We start from the raw sequence: 24,084 nt of genomic DNA, 5'->3' as shown, positions 1-24,084 counted from the left end.
CTGCTGCGTTGATCCTCAAGAGAACGGGACTACCAAATGCTCGAATATCCTCAGTGGAAGAAGGTCATGCTGTGGGGCTTCACTTTGCTCCTTGCAGCTGCGGCCCTTCCATCCATGCTCGGTTCGACCAGCCTGAAATGGCCTGACGTGCTGCCAAGCCCGACAGTCAATCTCGGCCTCGACCTTGCCGGTGGCAGTCACATCATGCTGGAAGCCAATCCGGAGCAGGTGACCGAGCAGCGTCTTGAAAACATGGAAGAGGGTGTTCGCGATGCACTGCGCAGTGCCGAACCCCGCATCCGTTTCGGGGATATGTCGACGCAGAACGACCAGCTCAGCTTCATCCTCGACAGCGATGCCGATGTTGATCGCGCGCGAGAGGAAATCCTGCCGCTGATAAACGGTTCGGGCATCATCACGGAATGGAATCTCGACGTTGTCGATGAAACCCGCTTCGTCCTGACCCAGACCGAAGACGGCGTGGAAAATGCCGTGTCCCAAGCGATGGACGGCGCAATCGAAGTTATCCGCAAGCGTATCGACGGCCTCGGCACGCGCGAACCGACCATCATCCGTCAGGGTGACACACGCATCGTGGTGCAGGTTCCCGGTTTGCAAGATCCGGACGAACTGAAAGAACAGCTGGGCAAGACTGCTCGGCTTGAATTCAAACTGGTCGACCAGAACGCGCTGCCATCCGACGTGGCGCAAGGCATTGCCCCTCCGGGAAGCCAGATTTTCCCATTTGCCGAAGGCACACCGCAAGAAGGCACTGGCCTTGCCGTTCGCCGTCTGGGCGGGATCAAGGGCGACAATCTGACCGATGCCAATGCATCGCGCGACCCGAACACCAATGCCCCGGTGGTGGACATCACGTTCAACCCCGAAGGCGGCGCGAAGTTTGCCACGTTGACCCAGCAGAACGTCAACAAGCCATTCGCGATTATTCTCGATGGCAAAGTGCTCTCGGCACCCAACATCAACGAACCGATTCTGGGCGGACGGGCGCAGATTTCAGGCAATTTCACCGCCGACGAAACCGCACAGCTTGCAATTTCGCTGAAATCGGGCGCGCTGCCTGTTGATCTCGCAGTAGTCGAGGAACGCACTGTCGGGCCGGACCTGGGTGCGGACTCGATCAAGCGCGGCATGATCGCCATGCTGATCGGCTCCATCGCGGTTATCGCTCTGATGGTGGCAAGCTATGGCCGCTTCGGTGTTTATGCGACCATCGCGTTGGTATTCAACGTGATGATGCTGCTTGGGATCATGGCTATCGCCAATTCCACGCTGACATTGCCGGGTATCGCGGGCTTCGTGCTGACGATCGGTGCCGCTGTCGACGCAAACGTGCTGATCAACGAACGCATACGCGAAGAACGCAAACGCGGGCGGCGGGTCATCGCTGCGGTTGAAAACGGTTACAAGGAAGCAAGCCGCGCGATTTACGACGCGAACGTCACCAACTTCATTGCTGGCGTGCTGCTCTTCCTGTTCGGCTCCGGCCCGATCCGCGGCTTCGCGGTCGTGCTTATCGTCGGCTTGTTCACCAGTGTCTTCACCGCCGTAACTCTGACCCGTCTGTGGGTCGCCGGCTGGCTGCGTAAATCGCGGCCCAAAGACATCACGATTTAAGGGGCTTTAGGATCATGCGACTTCTCAAGATTGTCCCTGACAACACTAACGTCAAATTCCTCAAGCTGAGGGTCCCGTTCTATGTGATCAGCGTCCTGCTGGTTATTGCGAGCTGGTTTCTGGTGTTCACCAATGGACTGAACTACGGCGTCGACTTTGCAGGCGGTCAGGAAATTCGCGCTACTTTTGTGGGTGAGGAGACCGCACCGGTGGCCGAACTACGCGACACCGTCAGCGCGCTTCCCACGGTTGAAGACCCGGTAATCCAGCGTTTTGGCGAACCGAACCAGGTGTCCATCCGCGTGAAACTGCCTGCCGAGGCAGAAGGCGATCCGGGCTTTGCCGACGCCATGACCGTTTCGATCACCAATGCGATGAAGGAAAAGCACCCCGATGTGCGGATCGACGGTGTCGACTCCGTATCGGGCAAAGTGTCCGGCGAATTCCGCAATGATGCGGTTCTGGCGCTGGTTGCCGCCATGATCGCCGTCGCGATGTACATCTGGATACGTTTCGAATGGCAGTTCGGCGTGGGCGCGCTGTTTGCACTGTTCCACGACGTTTCGCTGACACTGGGCATGTTCGCTCTGTTCCAGCTCGAATTCAGCTTGCAGATCATCGCCGCAATTCTGGCCATCATCGGTTACTCGCTGAATGATACCATCGTCGTGTATGACCGGATTAGGGAAAACCTGAAGAAATTCCGCAAGATGCCGGTGCCTGAATTGCTCGACCTGTCGGTGAACGAAACGCTGGCACGTACAGTGATGACATCGTTGACGCTGCTCGTCGCGCTTGTTCCGTTGCTGATCTATGGCCCGGCAAGTCTGTTCGGCATGATTGCGGCAATCACCCTGGGTCTGTTCGTTGGTACGTACAGCTCTGTTTACATGGCCGCGCCGATCCTGATCTGGCTCGGTGTCAATTCCGACAGCTTTGTTCCGGAAGAGACGGTGGCAGACAAACAGGACAAACTCGCCCGCGGCGAGGGGTGATCAGTCTTTGCGGGGGGCAATCAGCCCCTCGTAATACTGCGCAAGCGAGGCGGCGTTGCTGGCCCAACTGAACCGGCTGGCCGTTGCTGCCACGACTTCCTTCGGGCGGGGATTGGCAAGAACGTGGGCAATGCCTGCGCTCACCGCCTCCAGCGTGCGTTCCACGATCAGTCCTGCGTCGGCAGACGTCACCAGTTCACGCGCGCCGCCTGCGTCTGCGATGATTATGGGTGTTCCGCAGGCAAGCGCTTCGACCCACGCATTGGCGAGGCCCTCTCTGGCGGATGGCAGAACCATGGCATCGGCTGCTGACAGGATAACCGGCAACAGGTCGTGATCGACCGAACCGAGAAAATGCACCCGGTCTTCGACCCGCATATCGGCAGCGAGGCCGCGCAGGTGTTTCTCGTCTGACCCGGTGCCGACCAGCAACAACTGCGCCTCTGGCAGGCTCGCCAGCGCGCCGATCGCCAGGTCTTGGCCCTTGCGTTCGATCAGCGCGCCGACGGACACCAATAGCGGCTTGTTCTCAGGCAGATCGATCCCGAGTGTTTTGCCCAGGTGGGCACGAAGGCCGCTATATTCTAGCGGGCGAAAACGATCCCGGTCGAGGCCGGTATAGTTTATTGCGATCTTGTCGCGGGCCATCCCGATGGATGCCATGTCGTTGGCCAGTTTTTCCGAAACAGCGAGCAGCCCGGTCGCGCGCTCTGCCGCATCAAGCATCTGTTCCAGCGCAAAAGATTTCCCGCCCCAATACGTGATATCGGAACCGCGTGCCTTTATCGAACTTGGCAGGCCCAATTCGTTGGCAATCCAGACTGCCGCAGGGCCATCGGGATAAAAGAATTGCGCGTCGACCAGATCGAAGGGATTTTCCTCGTGCAGACGTCGCGCCAGAGGCAAAACCTTCTTTGCGATCACGCTGGCATTGATGCGCGCACCAACGCTGGGAATCAGGGTGAATGTCGGTCTGTAGACTGACACGCCATGCTCAATCCCGTCCGTCGCCGCTGCAGCCAGCGCCTTGTACTTGCCGAATGCGATGGGCGGTACGCCAATCGGATTGATCACCGTTACATCCCAATCGCCGCGATCAGCCAGCGCCTCCAGCGACCGGGCGACGAACGTGCCGAAGCGCGGGGTGTGGGCATTGGGGTACAACGTCGACAGGGAAAGGAGACGGCGTTTCAGAGGCTTATCGCCAGTCATAGTGGCCGCACCAGCATTTCCGCGACGGCAATCCAAGGCGGATCATCGACCACTTGCTGTTTCTGCCCGAGACCCGGCGGCAGGATGCCTACAAGCGTCCCCTGCCGGTCGATCAGCCGGCCGAAATAAAACCGCCCGCCTTTGCGCGGCACCAGCACATCGCGGTTGATTGCCTTGCCCGCATCTTCTGGCGCCAATTGCCGCATCCATAGCTGGTCGCCGGAACGGTATTCCCCGGTGCTTGCGCTGATCGAAAGCGCCATCAGCGGCGCATCGCCAAGCAGCTCTGTCGGCAGAACTGCATCTGCAGCCTTCGCGAGCGGTTCGGGGCCATGTTCGCCCAGTATTGCGACGACGCTGGGGGCGGGCTTGTCTTCCGACCGAACCAGCGATTGCGGGTCAATGTCGAGCGCGCGGCCAATGCGGTCCATCCACTTGATCGAAAGGTTGCGCATTCCCGTTTCCAGGCGGCCAACCGTTTGCGCAGTGGTCGGCGGATCGCAGGCTTCTGCCAGATCGGCCAGTGTCCAGCCCTTTGCCTTGCGCAAGTCGCGAATTCGATTGATCATTGTGAAACTCCTGCGCGAACCAATTTGGTTTCTTCTTTCCTACAGATGTTCAAATTTGGCAAGCCGCGATTCGAAATGGATCAATGGAGTGTCTGATGCAGCGTGAACTTGTCGAACGGGAATTGACCAGCGAAGGGCCGAAGCAGGGAAAGGGCAACGCTGCAAGGCGGGTGAGGGCGAGAAGCAGAAGCGAGACGGTGAATCTCGCCGAAACGCCGCTGTAGTGGCTGCATTCGCGCGGGCATCTTGACGACCGCCTGTTTGATGCGGGCGAGCGGCTGAGGGCCGATTACGAGCGCGCCCAATTGTCGGCCAGCGTAACCATGCGCTGGGATCCGGTGCGGATCAGCGGGCAGGGCAGCGGCGACGGACTTTCCCCCACGGAACGGCAAATCGCCGCAAAGGCCCGGTTCGTCGCGGCACTGGCGGAGGCGGGCAGCGGGTTGTCCGACATATTGTGGCGGGTCGTATGCGGCGGTGACGCGCTGCCTGAAACGGAAAAAGCGCTGGGCTGGCCCGCACGGAGCGGAAAACTGGTGTTGAAGCTGGCACTGGACCGGGTCGCACATTTTTACCGGATTGGCTGAGGCTGGTTAGCCGAGCAATTCCTTGGGCGGGCCGCCGCGCCACTGGGCATCCAGTTTTTCGGGTCGAACCAGCCGCACACGATAATTGGGCGGGCTTGTTCAAGCGCGTGATATTGGGCCCAGGGCGCGATCACCGCGCCGTCGATGAATTTGAGATTGGGGCAGGTTTCCAGCGGCGTGATATCGCGGCTCTTCAGGGTCATCGAAATGCAAAGAAACGTCTCAATCGCAAATTCCCGGAGCGGTTCGAGCGAGGCAATCCGCTGGTCGGTATCTATCGCCCCTTCAAGCCCCAGAATCCTCAGCCGGTTTTTCATCGGTTTCATCCATTCAATATCGAACAGGTGTTTGGCATTGGTGATCATCAGGACTTCCAGCTTTGGCAGGTCCAGGATCGGGGTGAAATCGGTGACCTTGGCGCCGGGGCTGTCGATCTTGAGATAGGTCAAATCTTTCAGGTTCTTCAGCGGCTCCAGACTTTCTGTGCCGCGCATTGGCCAGCGCAGCTCCAGCTTTTCTAGCTGGGTCAGTTCGCCAATTTCTTCCATCACCGCCTGGTTGCAACCGGCGACGGCGAGTTCCCTCAGATGTTGATGCTGCGCCAAACCCTGGTGCGAATTGCGCGTTCGTCGCAGCTCCGCATAGTCGAGATCGGCGCGGATTTCTGCGGCTGAATCTCGCGGTGGGCCGACCATGAGGCTCGGCCGCATATCATGCCTGAGCTTGCGAAATTCGATGGACAAGCGGCCTGACTCCTAACCCTGTGCAAGCGGGCAATATAGTCAGGCCGTTTTGCTTTTCATCCCTCGACCATTTCGGCAATTTCCAGCCAGCGTTCCTCGGCTGCATCCTTTTCCGCACGGGCGTTTTCAAGACCCTTGGTAATGTCCGCAAACCTTTGTGGATCGGATGTGTAAAGCGCTGGATCCGATAGGATTTCCTCGCCGCGCTGGATCGCAGCCTCCAGCTTCTCGATCCGTTCGGGGAGCAATTCGTAGTCGCGTTGATCCTTGTAGCTCAGCTTGGTGCTCTTGGACGCGGATTGGGGCGCAGGTGGCGGGGGCGGTGTACCGGATTCCTTGGCCGGTTTGCTCTTGGCGGCCTTGTTTCTTTCGGTGCGCTTCTTTTCCCAGTCTTCGTAGCCGCCCGCGACGATGTCGACAAAGCCGCTCCCGTCGAGGCCGAGCGTCAAGGTGACTGTCTTGTCTAGAAAATCGCGGTCATGGCTGACGATCAGGACGGTGCCTTCGTAGTCGGCAATCACTTCCTGCAGCAGGTCGAGCGTTTCCAGATCAAGGTCGTTGGTCGGCTCGTCGAGCACCAGCAGGTTTGATTTGCGGGCGAATTCGCGCGCCAGCAGCAACCGCGAGCGTTCCCCGCCCGACATCGTGCCGACTTTCGTATCCACCAGGCCGGGATCGAACAGGAATTCCTTGAGGTAACCCTGCACGTGCTTGCGAATGCCGCGCACGTCGATCCAGTCGCCGCCTTCGGCCAGCACATCGCGCACCGTCTTGTCAGGGGTGAGCAAAGCGCGCTGCTGATCGATCATCACCCCGGTCAGCGATTTTGCGACAGTGACGCTGCCTTCATCCGGCTCCATTTCGCCGGTCAGCAGTTTGAGAAGGGTCGTCTTGCCAGCCCCGTTAGAGCCGACGATACCGATCCGGTCGCCCCGCTGGATGCGGAGCGAGAAATCACGGATGATCTTGCGCTCGTTTTCGCCGGTGCCGAAGCTTTTATAAACCTTGTCCGCCACGATGACGGACTTGGATTTGTTCTCCTCATCGACGGAAAGGCCCAGCTTGGCCGATCCAGTCGGATTGATCATCGCCGCGCGCTGGGCACGCATTTGCCACAGTTTTTCGAGACGACCCTGATTGCGCTTGCGCCGCGCGGTTACGCCGCGCTCCAGCCAATGCGCCTCCAGCTTGAGCTTCGCATCCAGCCTCTCGGCGGCGCGCGCTTCCTCGGCATAGACCTGTTCTTCCCACGCATCGTATCCGCCGAAGCCGACATCCTTACGACGCAGGATACCGCGGTCGAGCCAGATGGTCGCACGGGTCAGCCGTTTGAGGAAGGTCCGGTCGTGGCTGATAACCACAAACGCGCCTTTGTAACGGTCCAGCCAAGCCTCCAGCCAGTCGATCGCGGCGAGATCGAGATGGTTGGTCGGCTCGTCCATCAGCAACAGGTCCGGGTCCTGCGCCAGCGCGCGGGCAATTGCGGCCCGCCGCTTTTCACCGCCACTGGCACCCTTGGTCGGGGTGGCCATGTCGATACCGAGCTGGCCAGCAATCGCCTCGACCTCATGCTCGGCAGGTGGGTGCTCACCGTCGAGCGCGAAGTCCATGAGTGTTTCGTATGGCGTGTAATCCGGCTCCTGCTCCAGCACCACGATCCGGGTGCCGGGCTTCACCTTCCGATTACCGCGATCAGCCTCGATCTGGTCGTTAATCAGGCGGAAAAGCGTGGTCTTGCCTGCGCCGTTTCGGCCGATCAGGGCCAGCCGGTCTCGCGGGCCGATATGCAGGTCCAGCCCGTCGGATTCCGGACCGCCGAACAGCCAGCGGCCGCCCTGTTGCAGGCCGATGCCTTCTAGGCTGAGGATAGGTGGTTGCGCCATAGGTGGCGGCAGGTAGGCGCTCCTTACGCATGCGGCAAGCGGCAACCTGCGGCTATTGCTGCGAAATCGCCTCGCTGCTGTCAGCGGCTTTCTGTGCTTCGACCATGGCGGCAACATCGGCGAGGAGCTTGTGTGCGTCGTAGACAATGCCGTCCTTCACCGTCCACCGCACGCCGCCAATTGTTTCCAGCCGGTTGGTCGTGCGGTTGAGGCGGGTGTGTCCGGTGCCATAAAGCACTTTGAGGTTCGCCAGCGGGTTTTCCGGCACGATTACCAGATCGGCCAGTTTGCCGACCTTGATCGATCCGAATGGCGGCTGTGTCCCCTTCGATTTGTATATCTCTTGCGCGCCGTTGATTGTCGCGGCCTGGATTACCTCCAGCGGGGTCAGTCCGGCCTCGCGCAGCATTTCCAGTTCAGCGATGTAGGCGAAACCCCATGTCTGATAGATGTAACCGGGATCGGAACCGGCCGTCACACGCCCGCCGCGGTTCTTGAAATCGCGGGTCAGATCGAACCATTTGCGGTAGAAATTACGCCACGCGGTCTCGTCTTCGCTGGTCCAGTCGTGATAATAACTGCCGTGATTGGTCAGGCTGGGGGAATAGAAATCCATCAGCGAAGGCAGCGTGTATTTGGCGTGCCATTCCAGGTTGCGGGCGCGCATCACGTCGCGGCTGGCGGAATAGATGTTGAAGGTCGGGCTCAGCGTGACATCATTGTCGATCAGATGGTCGATATACTCGTCCCATTTTTCACTGCCCGGTTCGACTGCCTGATCGGCGAGCCGCGCAACCCACGCAAAACGCGCCTGTTCATCAAGGTAGTTGTAATCTGCCGGGTATTGCGGGGCCGAGCTGTCACCCAGCAGGCTCTCGAAATGGCCGTAATAATGGGTCACTCCGTCAAGGCCCAGTTCGGTCGCCTTTCGCGCGTTGACCTGAGCAACCCCGCGCTGCCCCAGATGCGCGACGGAGCCGAGACCCTGCTTCTGCGCTTCGTCCAGTATCGCCTCAAGAACCGCCGGGTCTTCGCTGTTGAAAAACTTGATCCCGTCATACCCGCGAGCGGCGATCCAGCGCGTCCATTCGCGGCCCTTTGCCGGGCTGTCGGCCGCGCCGCTGGCCCAGACATCGCCGGGAACGGCATATGCGAAAAGGCGGGGGGCAACGATCGTGTTGGCGGCGCTGCGGCGTTTCTGGTCGAGCGAGGGATCCTGCTGTCCGCCGCCGAATCCGACACCGCGGACCGAGGTAACGCCATGCGCAAGCCACAATTTGAAACCGTAGGACGGCTGCGGAGCCTTTGTCGGGTCGCCATTATGGCCGTGCACATCGACGAAGCCCGGCAGGACGTACATTCCGCCGGCGTCAACAATCTGATCGGCGCCGGCGTAAACGCTTTGCGGTGATCCGCCGCGATTGATCGACGCGATGGTGTTGCCGCGAACCACGATGTCCACCGGACCCTCTGGCGGGGCGCCGGTTCCGTCGATCATGGTGGCGCCCTTGATAATCAGCGTCTGGAACGGTCCGGCACCTTCGCTGGATTGCCGTTCGGGTACCGGTTCCATCCGCGATTGGGCAGAGGCGCTGACAGCGAGCAAGCCGGCTGCAAATATCATGAGATGTCGGAACATTGTCAGGTAGCCCCCATTGATTGTGCACAAGGCCTAGACGTTGGCAGGCACGCTGTGAAGCGATTGCGGTTCAGCGCCGGGCAAGCGTCGGCCATGCAGGAAGGCGCCAACAAAGGAGTTTTCTTTATGATCCGCAAAGCCATCCCGCTCGCCGCCATTGCTGCTGTATCCGCGCCGCTCTCCGCTGCAGAAGTTCAGATCCAGTCCTCTGGTCCGGTCGTCGAATTGACGATTTCTGAATCGGTCAGGCAGGCGCCCGACATTGCGACAATCGGGGCAGGGGTTTCGAGCGAGGCGGCAACCGCCGTGCAGGCAATGCGGACCAATGCCGATGCGATGTCGGGCGTCATCGCGAAGATCAAGGCGCTTGGTGTCGATGAAGATGATATCCAGACGACCGGCATCAACCTCAACGCGCGATATGATTATGATCGGACCAACCAGAAACAGGTTTTTCGCGGGTATGTTGCATCCAACCAGGTGCGCGTGACGCTGCGCGATATCGATGCGACGGGCCGGGTACTCGATGCTCTTGTTGCCGCGGGGGCGACCGACATTAACGGGCCAAGTTTCTCAATCGATGATGATACCGCCGCGAAAGCGCAGGCCCGCAAGGCTGCCATGGAAACCGCCCGCGATCAGGCGATGGAATATGCCGGGTGGGCCGGGTATTCCGATATCCGCTTGCTGGAGGTCAGCGAGGCGATCCAGTATAACGCGCCGCAGCCGATGATGCGTACGATGGAAGCGGTGCAGGAATCGGCGGCATCCACGCCGGTCCAGCCGGGCATGGTCAGTTCGGGTGTCACCGTCACCGTTAAATACGAGATGGTGCAATAAACCCGGGCGGGCGGTACCGGCTTCGCTGAACACACGGCAACGTTCACATTCAGACCTTGTTCAATGGAATACGGCTAGGCACATAGGCACGATGAAAAAGATCCTGACCCCGATCCTTGCAGCTTCCCTGATTGCGTCCGGCATGGGCTTTGCGCCTTTGGCGGCACAATCGCGTTCCGATCAGGGGGAAGCGCGCAAGGAGATGAGGGCGGGCAACGTTTTGTCGCTGAGAGAGATCGAGCGGCGTGTGCTGCCGACGATGCGCGGCGCAGAATATCTCGGTCCGGCATACGATTCCACGGCCATGGCATACCGCCTGAAGTTCATTCGCAACGGCAAGGTGATGTTCGTCGACGTCGATGCCCGCACCGGCCGCGTCCTTAGCCGCACTCGCTGAGCGAAGGGCGAAAGGTCCACAATTGATAGCCGGAACGAAACCGCTGACGTGTTGACGCGTTTGCGACAAAAGACCACTTAGCTATCGAACCCGGTGACGGGCATTATCAGGGGAAAGAGGCAGCATGCGCATTCTGATTGTCGAGGATGAACCAACACTCGGCCAGCAGCTTAAATCAACGCTGGAACAGAACGGCTATGCGGTCGATCTTTCGACCGATGGTGAAGACGGACATTTTCTCGGTAGTACAGAGGATTACGATGCCGTAATTCTCGACCTTGGCCTGCCGGAAATCGACGGGCTTACTGTTCTCGGTATGTGGCGCAAGGAAGGCCGGGGCTTCCCCGTGCTGGTCCTTACTGCGCGCGACAGCTGGTCTGACAAGGTCGCCGGGCTCGATGCCGGTGCCGATGATTACCTGGCAAAACCGTTCCAGACAGAAGAACTGATCGCGCGCTTGCGGGCGCTGATCCGCCGTGCTTCGGGCAACACCTCATCGGAATTGACCGCTGGCCAAATTCGCCTCGACACCCGGTCGGGCCGGGTAACGCGCGGCGGTGAACCGGTGAAATTGACGGCTCAGGAATACAAACTCCTCAGCTATCTCATGCACCACAAGGGTAAGGTGGTTAGCCGCACGGAATTGATCGAACACATTTACGATCAGGATTTCGACCGCGATTCCAATACGATCGAAGTGTTCGTCACCCGTATCCGGAAAAAACTGGGCGCGGAAGTGATCACCACCATTCGCGGGCTTGGCTATAGCCTGGATGATCCTGACGAAGCACCGCGAGCTTCCTAAAATGAACGCGCCCGAGGCCGATCTGGTCGCCGAAGGGCGCGTTCCCGCATCCAGCGACGAAGCGGAAAAGGCCGCGCACACCGGCAGCCTGGCTCGGCGCATGATGGTGATCGCGGCGGGCTGGATTCTCGTGCTTTTGCTGGCGGGCGGATTTGCGCTCGACCGCGCGCTTACCGATCTTGTCGAGGACAATTTCGACGAACAGCTGGAATATATGCTGACTGCAATGGTCGCCTCCGGCGAGATCGGCCCGGACGGCGAAGTGCTGTTTTACCGCGCGCTGGGCGATCAGCGCTTCCTCGAACCCAATAGCGGCCTGTACTGGCAAATCAGCGGAGAAGGGCACGAACCGTGGCCTTCGCGCAGTCTATGGGACCGGACACTGGACCTGCGCGCCGACCACATCGACAACGATGTGCATTTCTATGACAGCGATCAATTCGGTGCAGAGCCGCTCCGTGTTGTCGAGCGTACGGTCATCCTGCCCGACAGCGACACCCGGTGGACTTTCGCCGTTGCATCTGCGCGCGGTGAACTGGACAATCAGCTTGCCCGCATCCGTTCGATCCTGATCTGGTCATTTGCGGTACTTGGCCTGGGCCTGTTCATCATGGCCGCCTTGCAAAGCTATTACGGGCTGCGTCCGCTGCGCCGGATACGGATGGCGATCCAGCGGATCAGAACAACCGGCACCAACCGCGTGACCGACCCGCTGCCCTTGGAGGTTCAGCCGCTGGTTGAAGAACTGAACATGCTGCTCGACCATTCCGAAAAACAGGCCGACGAGGCGCGGATGCATGCCGGCAATCTCGCCCATGCGCTGAAGACGCCGCTGACAGTTCTGATCAACGCGGCGACAGCGAAGGACCCCGACCTGTCAAAGCTGGTCCACCGCGAAACGCGGACTATGCAGCGTCAGGTCGAACACCACCTTGCCCGCGCGAGGGCGATTGGCCGCCGCGCTGCCGGCCTAAGCCGCGCGGCTGTATGGCCGAGCGCGGAATCGGTGTTGCGCGCCGTTACCAGACTGTATGAAACCACCCGGTTCGACCTTGCGGGCAACAAGGTTGAGGTCGCGATCGAGCGACAGGACCTGGACGAAATACTCGGCAATCTGATCGAGAACGCAGCCAAATATGGCGGCGGCAGCGTGTTCGTGACGGTGGATGCAGAACCCGATGCGAAGGATTGCGTGATCTGGGTTGAAGATGACGGGATGGGGATACCCGAGCAGGAACGCACCCGAATATTCGACCGAGGCGCGCGTCTGGACACCGGAAAACCGGGCACCGGGCTGGGTCTGGCCATCGTTCGCGACGTGGCGGAGATTTACGGCGGTACGGTTGAACTTGGCGAGAGCGAAGATCTGGGCGGCCTGCTGGTCAAGCTGACCCTGCCGCGCGCGATTTAGGCCGGTCTAGCGTTCTTCGCGCGCCTGTTCATGGTGGCGGATCACCTCGTCGATGATGAAACGCAGGAATTTCTCCGAAAATTCGGGGTCCAGATGCGCCTCTTCGGCAAGGTTGCGCAGCCGGGCGATCTGGCGCGCTTCGCGCTGCGGGTCTGCCGGGGGCAGGGTAACCCGCGCCTTATATTCACCAACCGCCTGTGTGATACGGAACCGTTCTGCCAGCATATGGATCAGCGCGGCATCGATATTGTCGATGCTGCGGCGGAAGGCTGCAAGCTGCGGATCGGGTTCGGGCGTGTCGGTCAGGTTGCTCATTACGCAACGGCCTATCACGCAATTTGCAACGATTCTACGCCCGTTCGTACTTGCCATAACTTCGCCGCGCCGCCATGTGACTTCGCACTATGACCGCTGAAGTCGTTCCGATCCCGCGCAAAAAGCCCACGCTCGATCCGATGCTGGCACTCACAGCCAACGGCATGAACGCGGTGAATTCCGTGATTCTCGACCGGATGCAGAGTGAGATCCCATTGATCCCGGCCCTGGCTGGCCACCTGATTTCAGGCGGCGGCAAGCGGCTGCGCCCGATGCTGACGCTCGCCGGGGCTGAACTGGTGGGATACACCGGCGACCGGCACTACAAGCTCGCAGCGGCGGTGGAATTCATCCACACCGCGACCCTGCTGCACGACGATGTGGTGGACGGCAGCGACCTTCGCCGGGGCAAGGCGGCGGCCAACATCATCTACGGCAACCCGGCGACAGTGCTGGTCGGCGACTTCCTGTTCAGCCGCTCGTTCGAATTGATGACCGAAGACGGCAGCCTGAAAGTGCTCAAAATTCTGTCCGGTGCCAGCGCGATCATTGCAGAGGGCGAAGTCGATCAGTTGACCGCCCAGCGCCAGATCGAAACCAGCGAAGAACGCTATCTCGGGATTATTGGTGCAAAAACTGCGGCCCTGTTTGCCGCCGCCAGTCGCATCGCAGCAGTCGTCGGGGAATGTGACGATGCGCAGGAACGCGCGCTGGATGATTACGGACGCAATCTTGGCGTCGCGTTCCAGCTGGTCGATGATGCGATCGATTACGATTCCGATGCAGCCGAAATGGGCAAGGATCAGGGCGACGATTTCCGTGAAGGGAAAATGACGTTGCCAGTCATCCTCGCCTATTCACGCGGCACCGAAAGCGAGCGCAAGTTTTGGAAGAATGCGATTTCCGGCATCAAGGCAGACGATGCCGCGTTGCAGGAAGCGATTTCGCTGATCGACAAATACAACGCAGTGGAAGACACACGCGAACGCGCCCGCCATTTTGCCAGCCGTGCGGTGGATGCGATATCCATCTTCCCCGATAGCAAGGCGCGCGCAGCGATGGCAGAAGCCGCGCATTTCGCGGTCGCCCGGGGATATTGAGCGAACAACTGCCAATCCATTCGGTATTGCCGGAACTCCTTGGCGCGCTGGGGAGTGACGGCGCCGCTGTTCTGATTGCCCCGCCGGGTGCGGGTAAGACCACTGCCGTTGCGCCCGCGCTGCTCGATCAGGATTGGTGCACCGGGCAAGTAATCCTGCTCAGTCCGCGCCGCGTTGCCGCCCGCGCTGCTGCCGAAAGAATGGCGGAACTGCTGGGCGAAAGGGCAGGTGAAACGGTTGGCTATCTGACCCGCCTCGACAGCAAGCAGTCACCGCGCACACGAATTCTGGTGATGACGGAAGCGATTTTCGTGAACCGCATCGTCGAGGATGCCGAACTTTCCAGGGTCAGCGCGGTGCTGTTCGACGAAGCACACGAACGCCACCTCGACAGCGATCTGGGGCTGGCACTCGCGCTGGAAAGCCGCGCCGTGCTGCGCGATGATCTGCGCATCTGCGTTATGTCCGCCACGATTGACGGCGAACGGTTCGCCCGCCTGCTGGGCGATGATGCAGCGGTTATCGAAAGCCAGGGCAAGGCCTATCCGCTCGCGATCAAATGGCTCGGCTCGCGCGCGGAACTGCGCATCGAAGATGCCGTGACAGCGGCTGTGATGACCGCTTGGAAGGCAGAGGAGGGCGATGTGCTCGTGTTCCTCCCCGGAGTGCGCGAGATCGAGCGGGTTCGCGAACGGATGGCGGAAAAACTGCCGGGCACACCGATCCTGCCGCTGCACGGGCAAGTCGACCCGGCCAGCCAAAGGGCCGCAATCAAGCGCGACCGTGATGGCCGCCGCCGGATCGTGCTGGCCACCGCGATTGCGGAAACATCGCTGACGCTCGACGGTGTATCCGTGGTTGTAGACAGCGGCCTGTCGCGGCGTGCCGAATTCGACCGGGCTGCGGGAACCTCGCATCTGGTTACCGTGCGGGCGAGCCAGGCGGCTGCGGATCAGCGCGCGGGCCGTGCAGCGCGTCAGGGGCCGGGCACTGCCTACAGGATGTGGCTGGAAGGCGGCCATGCGGGCCGCCCGCGGTTCGATCCGCCGGAAATCGAGACTGCTGACCTTGCTCCGTTGCTGCTGTCGCTGGCCCGGTGGGGCACATCTGATCCATTGTCGCTGCCCTGGCTCGATACTCCGCCAGCCGCGTCGATCGCGTCTGCCCGTGACCGGCTGCAAAAGCTGGGTGCGCTGGACGAACGCGGCGCGATTACTGACTGGGGCGCAAAGATTGCCGCCCTGCCAATGTCGCCGGCACAAGGTGCGGCGGTCTTGTTCGGGGCGCGATTCGGGTGCGCTGAAGATGCGGCGAAAATCGCGCTTCTGCTGCAGGAACGCGGATTAGGCGGGCGCAGCGAAGACCTGTTGCAGCGTCTTTCGCGCTGGAATGCCGACAGATCGGGCCGGGCAGAGGCGTCTCGCAAGCTCGCACATCGCTGGGCGAAAACGGCGAAGGGGCTTGTCAGTGCCGACGGTACCGAAGCGCCAAGCCCGTCCGCCGCGCTGGCATTTGCGATGCGCGACAATATCGCCAAACGGCGCGGCGCGTCGGGCGAAAACTGGATCTCAGCCGGTGGGCGCGGCTATTTCCTCGACCCTGCTTCGCCTCTGTCGCGGGAGGAATGGCTGGTTGTCGGCGATGCGCAGGGTCAGGCAAAAGGCGCGCGGATCACCGCTGCTGCGCCCTTGCTGCCCGAAGAAGTCGATCAGTATCTCGCTGACATGATCGAGCAGCGATCTACGCTTGCGTGGAATGAACAGGCCGGCAGGGTAGAGGCGCGCCTTGAACGTGCGCTGGGCGCGATCACCATGGCCAGCGGGCCGGATCCGGCCCCGGACATGGACGCGGTCCTGACATTGCTGCTGGAGAAAGCGCGCGAAAACCTCGGCGATTTAGTCCCGCCAGAACTTCTCGCCAGAGCGCGCTTCGCCGGCGTCGATGATCTGTCACTCCAGCGGCTTTCCGACAATGCAGAATTGTGGCTGGCCCCGCTGCTGACCGGCAAGCGCAATCTCGATGTGGCGAAGGGGCAGGTTACCGAGGCTATCCTCGGTCAGCTGGATTGGAATGCGCGCCAGTCGCTCGATAAAGTCGCCCCGCGGCAGTTTACCAGCCCCGCTGGATCAAGCCACCCGATCGACTATTCAGGCGAGGGGGCACCGTCGGTCGAACTGCGTGTGCAGGCCCTGTTCGGGCTGGATAGCCACCCGATGATCGGCAAAACGCCGCTTCAGTTCAGCTTGACCAGCCCGGCGGGGCGTCCGATCCAGACGACCCGCGACCTTCCCGGATTCTGGCGCGGAAGCTGGCAAGATGTGGCGAAGGACATGAAGGGCCGCTATCCCAGGCACCGCTGGCCCGACCAGCCGTGGACAGAAAAGCCGAGCCTGAAAACCAAGAACGCCTTTTCACGCGGCGAAAGCTGATTTAAGGGGGCGGCCATGGCTGCACGTATTTACCAGATTCCGAAGAGCGCGATGCAATCGGGCAAGGCGAAAATTGACACCTGGGTGCTCGAATTCGAGCAATCCGAGGCGCGCACTGCCGACCCCCTGATGGGCTGGACCGGCAGCGGCGACACGCAGGCGCAGGTGCAGCTCAAGTTCGAGAGCAAGGAAGCGGCCAAGGCGTATGCCGAGAAGCATGGCGTCGCCGCGCGGGTTCATGCCACTCCGCCCAAATCGCTCAAGCTTCAGGCATATGCGGATAATTTCCGCTAAACCTTACCGGTAAATCGGTTCCGGCGGCGCAACGCTACTGGACAAACCCCTGCAACATCACCATATGGCCGCCCGGGAGTCGGGTGGACGTTTGCGTTCGCTCACCGGGTCAGGTCCGGAAGGAAGCAGCCCAGGCGTGTTGCGACGGGTCGCTCGGCTCCTTTTTCACACACAATTACTGCATGCAGGAACATGACAAGCGCGGCTGCTGCGCCTACCAAGTCATGCATGGGTGATTCACCGGACAACACAGATTCTCCGCCTTGGGATATGGGCGAACAGGATAACACGCCGTCTGCCGCAGAGCTTGAGGCGGCGGGACAGAATTCGATGTTTGGCGATGCGCCCGCTGAACCGGAAAAACCGGCTGAGCCCGCACCGCAAGCGGTAGAGCCGAAACCAGCTCCGGCCCCGGCTGCTGCTCCCGCACAGGCCAACCAGCCTTACCGGGTTCTCGCGCGCAAATATCGTCCGCAGACATTCAGTGAACTGATCGGGCAGGAACCGATGGTTCGCACGCTGGCTAACGCGATTGAGCGGGACCGGCTGGCGCACGCATTCCTGATGACCGGTGTTCGCGGGGTCGGTAAGACCTCCACCGCGCGCCTGATTGCGAAAGCTCTCAACTGCATCGGGCCGGACGGGCAGGGCGGGCCGACGATCGACCCGTGCGGTGTGTGCGAACCCTGTACGGCCATTGCCGAGGGCCGCCATATCGACGTGATCGAAATGGACGCCGCATCGCATACCGGGGTGGATGACGTACGCGAGATTATCGAGGCAGTGCGCTATGCAGCGGTTTCGGCGCGCTACAAGATTTACATCATCGACGAAGTTCACATGCTTTCGCGCAATGCTTTCAATGCCTTGCTCAAGACACTTGAAGAACCGCCTGCGCATGTGAAGTTTCTGTTCGCCACCACCGAGGTCGACAAGCTGCCGGTAACGGTGCTCAGCCGGACGCAGCGTTTCGACCTGCGGCGCATCCCCTCGGAAATGCTGCAGGAGCATTTCGGCAAGATTTGCGGCCTGGAAAATGTCGAGGCCGAGGACGAGGCGCTGCACATGATTGCCGCCGCCGCAGAAGGGTCTGTGCGCGACGGCCTGTCGATCCTGGATCAGGCAATCGCCCATGCCGACCTTGGCGGCGAGGGCAAGGTTACCGCCGAACGGGTGCGCGATATGCTGGGCCTGTCCGACAAGACCGCTCAGCGCCGGATGCTCGGCCTGCTTCTGGCTGGCGACGGCAAGGGGCTGCTGGCGGCAATGGCGGATCAATATGCGCTGGGTGTCGAACCGCTGGCTTTGCTGCGCGGCCTGATGGATCTGGTCCACCGGATCACGGTGGCGCAGGTTGGCGGCGGCGAACCCGATGCGCCGACCAGCGAGGAACGCGCGGCGCTGAAGGAGTGGGCCGGCAAATTGTCTCCCGGCCAGCTGCACCGCCTGTGGCAATTGCTGCTGAAGGGGCACGAGGAAGTGCGCCAGGCACCCGATCCGCTGATTTCCGCGCAGATGGCGCTGCTGCGCGCGCTGCACGCCGCCGATCTGCCCGATCCGGGCAAGCTGGCGAAAAAGCTGGAGCATCTGGCCACAACCGGGATCGCTTCTGCGCCGGCGGGCGGCGAAGGCGGGGCACCTGCCGCACCTGCCGCCAGTGCGAACTGGAAAGAACTGGTCAATCAGGTGGAGCAGAACGGCAACCACCTGGCGTCGAGCATCATGCGTTTGCAGGTCCGCGTCGTCTCGCTGGAAAGTCAGACACTTCGCTTTTCGCGTCCCGAACAGTTCAAGGATGATATCAGCGCGCAACTGCGCGACGCGTTGATGGGCGCGACGGGCGACCGCTGGACCGTCGAGGAATGCGATGAGGGCGGTGAAATGTCGCTCGTCGAACAGGACGAAGCGGCTCAGCGATCTGCCCTTGAACGATTGAAGAAACATCCCCTTGTAGAAGCCACGATGGCCGTCTTCCCCGATGCGGAGATGGTCGAAGAAGACAATTCCGCGCCGCAGAGCCGCAAGGCCTGGGGCCGCTAACCGTTTGAGGAACACCCGATGAAATCGATGGAAGAAATGATTCAGGCCGCGCAAAAGGCCGCCGAAACGATCCAGACGCAAATGAACGATGTGCAGGCCAAGCTCGATGCGATCGAGGTTCAGGGCGAGGCAGGCGGCGGTCTTGTGAAAGTCCGCGCCAGCGCCAAGGGCCGTATCATGGGCGTGACCATCGATGAAAGCCTGATGAAGCCCGAAGAGAAACAGATGGTCGAAGACCTGGTCGCGGCGGCGTTCAACGATGCACGCGGCAAGGCCGACCGGGTTTCGGAAGAGGAAATGAAGAAAATTCAGGGCGGTATGGGCCTTCCCCCGGGCTTCAATCTTCCCGGTATGGGATAAGCTATTTCCGTGCTATCAGTGGCGGAAAGAGACTGAAGGAGAGAGCGCAATGGCAACCGTAATGAACGACAATGGCACCGGGTCAGACGCAGATGTACGCGGCCAGGTTTCGGAAGAAGAATGGGCCGTTCGCGTCGATCTTGCCGCTGCCTACCGCCTTGTTGCGCTCTACGGCTGGGATGATCTGATCTTCACGCATCTGTCCGCGCGCGTGCCGGGTCCGGAGCATCATTTCCTGATCAATCCTTACGACATGATGTTCGAGGAAATCACCGCGTCATCGCTGGTGAAAATTGACGTCGAAGGTCAGCCGGTTATCCCGACTTCGCACCCGGTAAATCCGGCCGGTTTCACCATTCATTCCGCGCTGCACATGAATTGTGAAGACGCGCATTCGGTCATGCACTTGCACACACCGGCCGGTCAGGCTGTCAGCGCGATGGCTGACGGGCTGATGCCGCACACGCAAACCGGCATGATCGCACGCCACGACATTGCCTATCACGAGTATGAAGGCATCGCGACCGACCTTGAGGAACGCGAGCGACTGGTTGAGGATATGGGCGACAAGCACGCCATGATCCTGCGCAATCACGGCACGCTGGCGATCGGACGGACGGTGGGCGAGTGTTTCCTGCGGCTCTATTTCATCGAGCGCGCCTGCGATGCGCAGGTGAAAATGCTGTCTGCGGGCCGCGAAAACCTCAACAATCCGCCGCAGGGCACACCGGAAAAAGTGCAAACGCAAACGTCGCCTGCGGGTATCGGCATGGTCGCCAACGGACTGGCTTGGCCGGCATTGCTGCGCAAGCTGGACCGTATCGACCCGAGTTTCCGCGACTAGCGGAGACCGGGGGCGGGGGTTTTTGGATGGGAAGCGGGCGATGACTGACAAGTCGGCAACGTCGTTGACAGAACATTGCTACTGATCAAAAGTGTCCTTCATGGACGCTGTTATTTCTTCCGCTATTCTCTCTGCCATTCTCATTGCAATTCCAGAGCCTTCTGCGGTTCCGACCGAAGAACTCGGAGAATTAATACTCGAAGAGCGGGCTTCCCAGCCAATTGTTAGCCAGGAGCTTCGGCATTCCCAAATCTTCCGGCCTCTCACCGCGATCGTCCTTAACGAGCAGGCGGTACGCCAAGGAGCTTCATGCCGCCGCACACAATGGCTGGTCAGGCTAACACCGACTGGAAATACAAACGAGACGAAGGTTTGGTGGGTCGACAGGAAGAAGGGAGTGCATAGCCAAAGCCAGATCGCCTTGACGGACCCCTCAGGTGAATGCCCCACCGAAGGCTACATACAAATATCGGATCAGGCGGGCGCTGATTCTGAGCGAGTGGCTTGGGGGCTTGATCGTTATCACGCCTTCTTGAACGGTGAGGAAACCACTCCTTACCGTTGCGTTGCTGAGGAGGAGCTGTTCCTTGACGCGTGTTCAGATCTTGAGGCCCTACGCTCAAGGCTTAGCGAAAAAACACCGGTTTATATCAATTCTTATAGCCAACGTGTTCGGATCAAGATCGACAGTATGAGCGATGTCGAGATCGACTTTGCGTCTCCCCATCATTTGACCGTAAAATTGCATCGCCCAGCGATTTTCTAGCGGCATTCGCAAAACTTCTTAGCGCTCCGTCGCTTTCGCGCGACAACGTGACATACCTGATTTCCTACAAACGCCGCCGCCGCTAACATAGCCTCAGCGCCAGATGGCTCAGCTTGGTCACCCGGCACCCGGCATTTTAACCTGGCCCGTGTGGCCCAGATCTTTTCCCGTCCAGAACCGTGTTCCATGTGTTCCAAGCTGTAGGATTTGCCGAGGGCCGCAGGTGATTTGGCGAGAATTGCCATGGCTGGCCCAACATCACCGTTGCAGCCGCGCGCAGGGGTTCCCATATGCTTTGCATGACACAGACATTTCCCCTTCTCCCCCTGCGCGACATCGTCGTGTTTCCTGGCATGGTTGTCCCGCTTTTCGTTGGACGCGACAAATCTGTTGCCGCGCTCGAAGTGGCGATGGAAGGCAACAAGGACATTTTCCTGCTCGCCCAGCTGGACCCCGGCTGTGATGATCCGCAAACCGACGATCTTTACGATATCGGCGTGGTGGCGCAGGTGCTGCAATTGCTGAAACTGCCCGATGGCACCGTTCGCGTGCTGGTCGAAGGGACGGGCCGCGCCAAACTGGCGGAGCTGCGCGCCGAGGGCGAGCATATTCAGGCCGAAGTCGAATTGCTGGAACCGGAAACTGCGGCGGGCACCGAAGTCACCGCGATGATGCGGTCTGTGACCGAACAGTTCGGCGAATATGCCAAGCTGAACAAGAAGCTTGGCGAAGATGCCAGCGACGATCTGGGCGATATCGACGATGCCGGTGCGCTGGCCGATGCGATTGCCGCTGCAATCAACACCAAGGTTGCCGATAAGCAGGCGCTGCTGACCGAAGCCGACCCGCTTAAACGGCTGGAAATGGTCATGTCCTTCATGGAAGGCGAACTGTCGGTGCTGCAGGTGGAGCGCAAGATTCGCGGGCGGGTGAAACGTCAGATGGAAAAGACCCAGCGCGAATATTACCTCAACGAACAGATGAAGGCGATCCAGAGCGAGCTGGGCGGCGACGGTGAGGATGGCGATGAAATTGCCGAGCTCACTGAAAAGATCGAAAAGCTCAAACTGTCGAAGGAAGCCAAGGCCAAGGCGCAGTCGGAACTGAAGAAGCTCAAAGGCATGCAGCCGATGAGCGCGGAGGCGACTGTCATCCGCAATTATCTCGACGTGCTGCTCGGGCTGCCATGGGGCAAGAAGAGCAAGATCAAGAAAGACATTTCGAAGGCTCAGGAAGTCCTCGATGCGGATCACTATGCGCTGGAGAAGGTCAAGGACCGGATCATCGAATATCTCGCGGTGCAGGCGCGCACGAACAAGCTGAAGGGGCCGATCCTGTGCCTCGTCGGCCCTCCCGGTGTGGGTAAGACCTCGCTCGGCAAGAGCATCGCCAAGGCGACGGGCCGCGAATTCGTGCGCCAGTCGCTGGGCGGCGTGCGCGACGAAGCGGAAATCCGCGGTCACCGCCGGACCTATATCGGTTCGCTGCCGGGCAAGATCGTGACCAATTTGAAAAAGGCCGGGACCAGTAACCCGTTGTTCCTGCTGGATGAGATCGACAAGCTGGGTCAGGATTTCCGCGGCGATCCGGCGTCGGCCTTGCTCGAGGTTCTCGACCCCGAACAGAACAGCAAGTTCCAGGATCACTATCTGGAGCTGGATATCGACCTGTCGGACATCATGTTCGTGACCACCGCGAACAGTCTGAACCTGCCGCAGCCGCTGCTCGACCGGATGGAGATCATCCGGCTCGAAGGTTACACCGAAGACGAGAAGGTCGAGATCGCTCAGCGTCACCTGATCGCCAAGCAGATTGAACAGCACGGCCTGACGGAAGGCGAATTCGAGCTGACCGAAGACGGTCTGCGCGATCTGATCCGCTATTACACGCGTGAAGCCGGTGTGCGTACGCTGGAACGTGAAATTGCCCGCCTGGCGCGCAAGACACTGCGCAAGATCCTCGAAAAAGAGGTCACCGGTGTGGTTATCACGCCGGAAAACCTCGGCGAATTCGCAGGGGTGCGCAAGTTCAAGCACGGCATGTCGGATGACGAGGCGCAAGTCGGCGCGGTGACCGGGCTTGCCTGGACCGAAGTCGGCGGAGAGCTGCTGACCATCGAAAGCGTTACGACACCTGGCAAGGGTGAGATCAAGACCACCGGCAAGCTGGGCGAAGTGATGAATGAAAGCGTCGCCGCTGCCTTCAGCTTTGTGAAGGCGAGGGCGCCCGCTTACGGGATCAAGCCGAGTATCTTCCAGCGCAAGAACATCCACATCCACCTTCCCGAAGGTGCGGTTCCGAAGGACGGGCCGAGTGCAGGTGTCGGTATGGTTACGTCCATCGTCTCGACGCTCAGCGGTGTCGCTGTTCGGCCCGATGTCGCGATGACCGGCGAGGTTACTCTGCGTGGCCGTGTGCTCGCGATCGGGGGGCTGAAGGAAAAACTGCTCGCTGCCTTGCGCGGCGGCATCAAGACCGTCCTGATCCCGGAAGACAATGTGAAGGATCTAGCCGAGATTCCGGACAATGTGAAAACCGGGCTGGAGATTATTCCGGTGGCGCATGTCGATCAGGTGCTCGAAGTGGCGCTGACGTCGATGCCGGCGGCAATCGAATGGACAGAAGCTGACGATCTCGCGAGCCAGCCCGGCGGAGCGGGAGCAGGCGGAGCGCCTTCGCCGACCGCGCATTAGGTCATCCATGGCAATGCTGCATTGCAGCGACTCGGAAAAAAGCGGGGCGCCGACTTTCAGTGCGGCGCCCGCTTTATTTGCCCGGGCCGTTTCGATTCATCGCAAAATCTTTGATTATGCTTGGTTTGGGCCGTCTTTGACCGGATTTGCCTTTGACAGGTGCTGCAAAAATCCCTTCAATCTCGCGCTTCGCGGCGGCGATTCCGATGTCCCGCTAAAAGCATAATCCAGTGGGGGTTCAAGAATGAACAAAAACGATCTGATCAGCGCAGTAGCCGACGCCAGCGGCCTTTCCAAAAGCGACGCGGCAAGTGCGGTTGAAGGGGTTTTCGATTCGATCGTCACAGCACTTTCCAAGGGCGACGAAGTCCGTCTTGTCGGCTTCGGCACTTTTGCAGTTGCAAAGCGCAAGGCTTCGATGGGCCGCAATCCGCGGACCGGCGAACCCATGCCGATCAAGGCTTCCAACCAGCCGAAATTCAAGGCCGGCAAAGGCCTCAAGGATGCTGTGAACTAATACTGCGATA

At 60.3% G+C, this 24,084-nt stretch carries 21 protein-coding genes, 1 other RNA gene and 1 pseudogene; 17 read left to right on the top strand and 6 right to left on the bottom strand.

The genetic code is table 11. From position 1 onward, the window contains the following. Positions 1-36 precede the first annotated feature (36 nt). Together secD and secF are read left to right on the top strand one after the other, a co-directional pair. Positions 37-1,635, top strand: coding sequence for a protein translocase subunit SecD (gene secD / locus PO778_RS06480; RefSeq protein WP_271438978.1), 1,599 nt, complete (start codon positions 37-39; stop codon positions 1,633-1,635). Positions 1,636-1,649: 14 nt separating this feature from the next. Continuing rightward, the gene (secF, locus tag PO778_RS06475) at positions 1,650-2,630 is read left to right on the top strand and encodes a protein translocase subunit SecF (protein WP_271438977.1); all 981 of its coding nucleotides are present in this window, start codon (positions 1,650-1,652) and stop codon (positions 2,628-2,630) included. Here the strand turns inward: secF and PO778_RS06470 are convergent, their stop codons facing one another. Both PO778_RS06470 and PO778_RS06465 read right to left on the bottom strand, forming a co-directional pair. Continuing rightward, positions 2,631-3,842, bottom strand: a complete 1,212-nt coding sequence (locus PO778_RS06470) for a glycosyltransferase (protein ID WP_271438976.1) — start codon at positions 3,840-3,842, stop codon at positions 2,631-2,633. After that, a complete protein-coding gene (locus PO778_RS06465; RefSeq protein ID WP_271438975.1) occupies positions 3,839-4,411 on the bottom strand; it encodes a helix-turn-helix domain-containing protein in 573 nt (190 codons plus the stop codon). The genes PO778_RS06470 and PO778_RS06465 overlap by 4 nt, the downstream gene beginning before the upstream one ends. A 95-nt stretch (positions 4,412-4,506) precedes the next feature. Between PO778_RS06465 and PO778_RS06460 the strand changes: the two are divergent. Then, positions 4,507-4,998, top strand: a pseudogene (locus PO778_RS06460) (DUF6456 domain-containing protein). On the opposite strand, the gene PO778_RS06455 reads toward PO778_RS06460, so the two are convergent. From PO778_RS06455 to PO778_RS06445, 3 genes are read right to left on the bottom strand one after another with little or no spacing between them, the layout of a single operon-like run. Beyond that, the gene (locus PO778_RS06455; protein ID WP_271438974.1) at positions 4,983-5,741 is read right to left on the bottom strand and encodes a leucine-rich repeat domain-containing protein; all 759 of its coding nucleotides are present in this window, start codon (positions 5,739-5,741) and stop codon (positions 4,983-4,985) included. The pseudogene PO778_RS06460 and the gene PO778_RS06455 overlap by 16 nt on opposite strands. A 56-nt stretch (positions 5,742-5,797) precedes the next feature. Beyond that, complete coding sequence (locus PO778_RS06450) at positions 5,798-7,624, bottom strand: ABC-F family ATP-binding cassette domain-containing protein (RefSeq protein ID WP_271438973.1); 1,827 nt, start codon at positions 7,622-7,624, stop codon at positions 5,798-5,800. Positions 7,625-7,676: 52 nt separating this feature from the next. Next, positions 7,677-9,248: an amidohydrolase family protein gene (locus PO778_RS06445; RefSeq protein ID WP_271438972.1), complete on the bottom strand. Its 1,572-nt coding sequence runs from the start codon at positions 9,246-9,248 to the stop codon at positions 7,677-7,679. Between the two features lie 141 nt (positions 9,249-9,389). On the opposite strand from PO778_RS06445, the gene PO778_RS06440 reads away from it, so the two are divergent. The 4 genes from PO778_RS06440 (at position 9,390) to PO778_RS06425 (ending at position 12,716) form a co-directional block, all read left to right on the top strand. After that, positions 9,390-10,103 (top strand): SIMPL domain-containing protein, encoded by a 714-nt coding sequence (locus PO778_RS06440; RefSeq protein ID WP_271438971.1) that lies wholly within the window; start codon positions 9,390-9,392, stop codon positions 10,101-10,103. A 91-nt stretch (positions 10,104-10,194) separates the two neighbouring features. Continuing rightward, entirely contained in the window at positions 10,195-10,500 is a 306-nt protein-coding gene (locus tag PO778_RS06435) for a PepSY domain-containing protein (RefSeq protein ID WP_271438970.1), read from the top strand. Between the two features lie 124 nt (positions 10,501-10,624). Next, complete coding sequence (locus PO778_RS06430; protein WP_160730120.1) at positions 10,625-11,305, top strand: response regulator transcription factor; 681 nt, start codon at positions 10,625-10,627, stop codon at positions 11,303-11,305. 1 nt (position 11,306) lies between these two features. Then, positions 11,307-12,716 (top strand): sensor histidine kinase, encoded by a 1,410-nt coding sequence (locus PO778_RS06425; protein WP_438944379.1) that lies wholly within the window; start codon positions 11,307-11,309, stop codon positions 12,714-12,716. A 6-nt stretch (positions 12,717-12,722) separates the two neighbouring features. Here the strand turns inward: PO778_RS06425 and PO778_RS06420 are convergent, their stop codons facing one another. Next, a complete protein-coding gene (locus tag PO778_RS06420) occupies positions 12,723-13,031 on the bottom strand; it encodes a chorismate mutase (protein WP_160730118.1) in 309 nt (102 codons plus the stop codon). An 89-nt stretch (positions 13,032-13,120) separates the two neighbouring features. Between PO778_RS06420 and PO778_RS06415 the strand changes: the two genes are divergently transcribed. The 10 genes from PO778_RS06415 (at position 13,121) to PO778_RS06370 (ending at position 24,074) form a co-directional block, all read left to right on the top strand. Next, entirely contained in the window at positions 13,121-14,131 is a 1,011-nt protein-coding gene (locus tag PO778_RS06415; protein WP_160730117.1) for a polyprenyl synthetase family protein, read from the top strand. Continuing rightward, entirely contained in the window at positions 14,128-16,560 is a 2,433-nt protein-coding gene (gene hrpB / locus PO778_RS06410; RefSeq protein ID WP_271438969.1) for an ATP-dependent helicase HrpB, read from the top strand. The genes PO778_RS06415 and hrpB overlap by 4 nt, the downstream gene beginning before the upstream one ends. Positions 16,561-16,575: 15 nt before the next feature. Then, positions 16,576-16,854 carry an ETC complex I subunit gene (locus PO778_RS06405; RefSeq protein WP_271438968.1) on the top strand — a complete coding sequence of 93 codons (279 nt, stop codon included), beginning with the start codon at positions 16,576-16,578 and terminating at the stop codon, positions 16,852-16,854. 72 nt (positions 16,855-16,926) lie between these two features. Next, an RNA gene (gene ffs / locus PO778_RS06400) (signal recognition particle sRNA small type) lies at positions 16,927-17,021 on the top strand. A 61-nt stretch (positions 17,022-17,082) separates the two neighbouring features. Beyond that, on the top strand, positions 17,083-18,894 hold the full coding sequence (locus PO778_RS06395) for a DNA polymerase III subunit gamma/tau (RefSeq protein WP_271438967.1): 1,812 nt from the start codon (positions 17,083-17,085) through the stop codon (positions 18,892-18,894). Positions 18,895-18,912: 18 nt separating this feature from the next. Next, on the top strand, positions 18,913-19,254 hold the full coding sequence (locus PO778_RS06390; protein ID WP_271438966.1) for a YbaB/EbfC family nucleoid-associated protein: 342 nt from the start codon (positions 18,913-18,915) through the stop codon (positions 19,252-19,254). Positions 19,255-19,303: 49 nt separating this feature from the next. Continuing rightward, a complete protein-coding gene (locus tag PO778_RS06385; RefSeq protein WP_235903617.1) occupies positions 19,304-20,098 on the top strand; it encodes a class II aldolase/adducin family protein in 795 nt (264 codons plus the stop codon). Between the two features lie 100 nt (positions 20,099-20,198). Further along, entirely contained in the window at positions 20,199-20,864 is a 666-nt protein-coding gene (locus tag PO778_RS06380) for a hypothetical protein (RefSeq protein ID WP_271438965.1), read from the top strand. Between the two features lie 299 nt (positions 20,865-21,163). Further along, positions 21,164-23,557, top strand: coding sequence for an endopeptidase La (lon, locus tag PO778_RS06375; protein WP_160730111.1), 2,394 nt, complete (start codon positions 21,164-21,166; stop codon positions 23,555-23,557). A gap of 244 nt (positions 23,558-23,801) precedes the next feature. Continuing rightward, positions 23,802-24,074 (top strand): HU family DNA-binding protein, encoded by a 273-nt coding sequence (locus PO778_RS06370; RefSeq protein ID WP_160730109.1) that lies wholly within the window; start codon positions 23,802-23,804, stop codon positions 24,072-24,074. Positions 24,075-24,084: the final 10 nt, after the last annotated feature.

Source organism: Pontixanthobacter luteolus (assembly GCF_947494915.1).
Taxonomy (GTDB): domain Bacteria; phylum Pseudomonadota; class Alphaproteobacteria; order Sphingomonadales; family Sphingomonadaceae; genus Pontixanthobacter; species Pontixanthobacter luteolus.
Note: the sequence above shows the minus strand (reverse complement) of the source record. Positions and strands in the feature narration are given on the sequence as shown.

Bases quoted from the DNA above. Each gene is read 5' to 3' on its own strand.
- secD (WP_271438978.1), top strand. From the start codon at position 37: ATGCTCGAATATCCTCAGTGGAAGAAGGTCATGCTGTGGGGCTTCACT.
- secF (WP_271438977.1), top strand. From the start codon at position 1,650: ATGCGACTTCTCAAGATTGTCCCTGACAACACTAACGTCAAATTCCTC.
- PO778_RS06470 (WP_271438976.1), bottom strand. From the start codon at position 3,842: ATGACTGGCGATAAGCCTCTGAAACGCCGTCTCCTTTCCCTGTCGACG.
- PO778_RS06465 (WP_271438975.1), bottom strand. From the start codon at position 4,411: ATGATCAATCGAATTCGCGACTTGCGCAAGGCAAAGGGCTGGACACTG.
- PO778_RS06450 (WP_271438973.1), bottom strand. From the start codon at position 7,624: ATGGCGCAACCACCTATCCTCAGCCTAGAAGGCATCGGCCTGCAACAG.
- PO778_RS06445 (WP_271438972.1), bottom strand. From the start codon at position 9,248: ATGATATTTGCAGCCGGCTTGCTCGCTGTCAGCGCCTCTGCCCAATCG.
- PO778_RS06440 (WP_271438971.1), top strand. From the start codon at position 9,390: ATGATCCGCAAAGCCATCCCGCTCGCCGCCATTGCTGCTGTATCCGCG.
- PO778_RS06435 (WP_271438970.1), top strand. From the start codon at position 10,195: ATGAAAAAGATCCTGACCCCGATCCTTGCAGCTTCCCTGATTGCGTCC.
- PO778_RS06430 (WP_160730120.1), top strand. From the start codon at position 10,625: ATGCGCATTCTGATTGTCGAGGATGAACCAACACTCGGCCAGCAGCTT.
- PO778_RS06425 (WP_438944379.1), top strand. From the start codon at position 11,307: ATGAACGCGCCCGAGGCCGATCTGGTCGCCGAAGGGCGCGTTCCCGCA.
- PO778_RS06420 (WP_160730118.1), bottom strand. From the start codon at position 13,031: ATGAGCAACCTGACCGACACGCCCGAACCCGATCCGCAGCTTGCAGCC.
- PO778_RS06415 (WP_160730117.1), top strand. From the start codon at position 13,121: ATGACCGCTGAAGTCGTTCCGATCCCGCGCAAAAAGCCCACGCTCGAT.
- PO778_RS06405 (WP_271438968.1), top strand. From the start codon at position 16,576: ATGGCTGCACGTATTTACCAGATTCCGAAGAGCGCGATGCAATCGGGC.
- PO778_RS06395 (WP_271438967.1), top strand. From the start codon at position 17,083: ATGGGTGATTCACCGGACAACACAGATTCTCCGCCTTGGGATATGGGC.
- PO778_RS06390 (WP_271438966.1), top strand. From the start codon at position 18,913: ATGAAATCGATGGAAGAAATGATTCAGGCCGCGCAAAAGGCCGCCGAA.
- PO778_RS06385 (WP_235903617.1), top strand. From the start codon at position 19,304: ATGGCAACCGTAATGAACGACAATGGCACCGGGTCAGACGCAGATGTA.
- PO778_RS06380 (WP_271438965.1), top strand. From the start codon at position 20,199: ATGGACGCTGTTATTTCTTCCGCTATTCTCTCTGCCATTCTCATTGCA.
- lon (WP_160730111.1), top strand. From the start codon at position 21,164: ATGACACAGACATTTCCCCTTCTCCCCCTGCGCGACATCGTCGTGTTT.
- PO778_RS06370 (WP_160730109.1), top strand. From the start codon at position 23,802: ATGAACAAAAACGATCTGATCAGCGCAGTAGCCGACGCCAGCGGCCTT.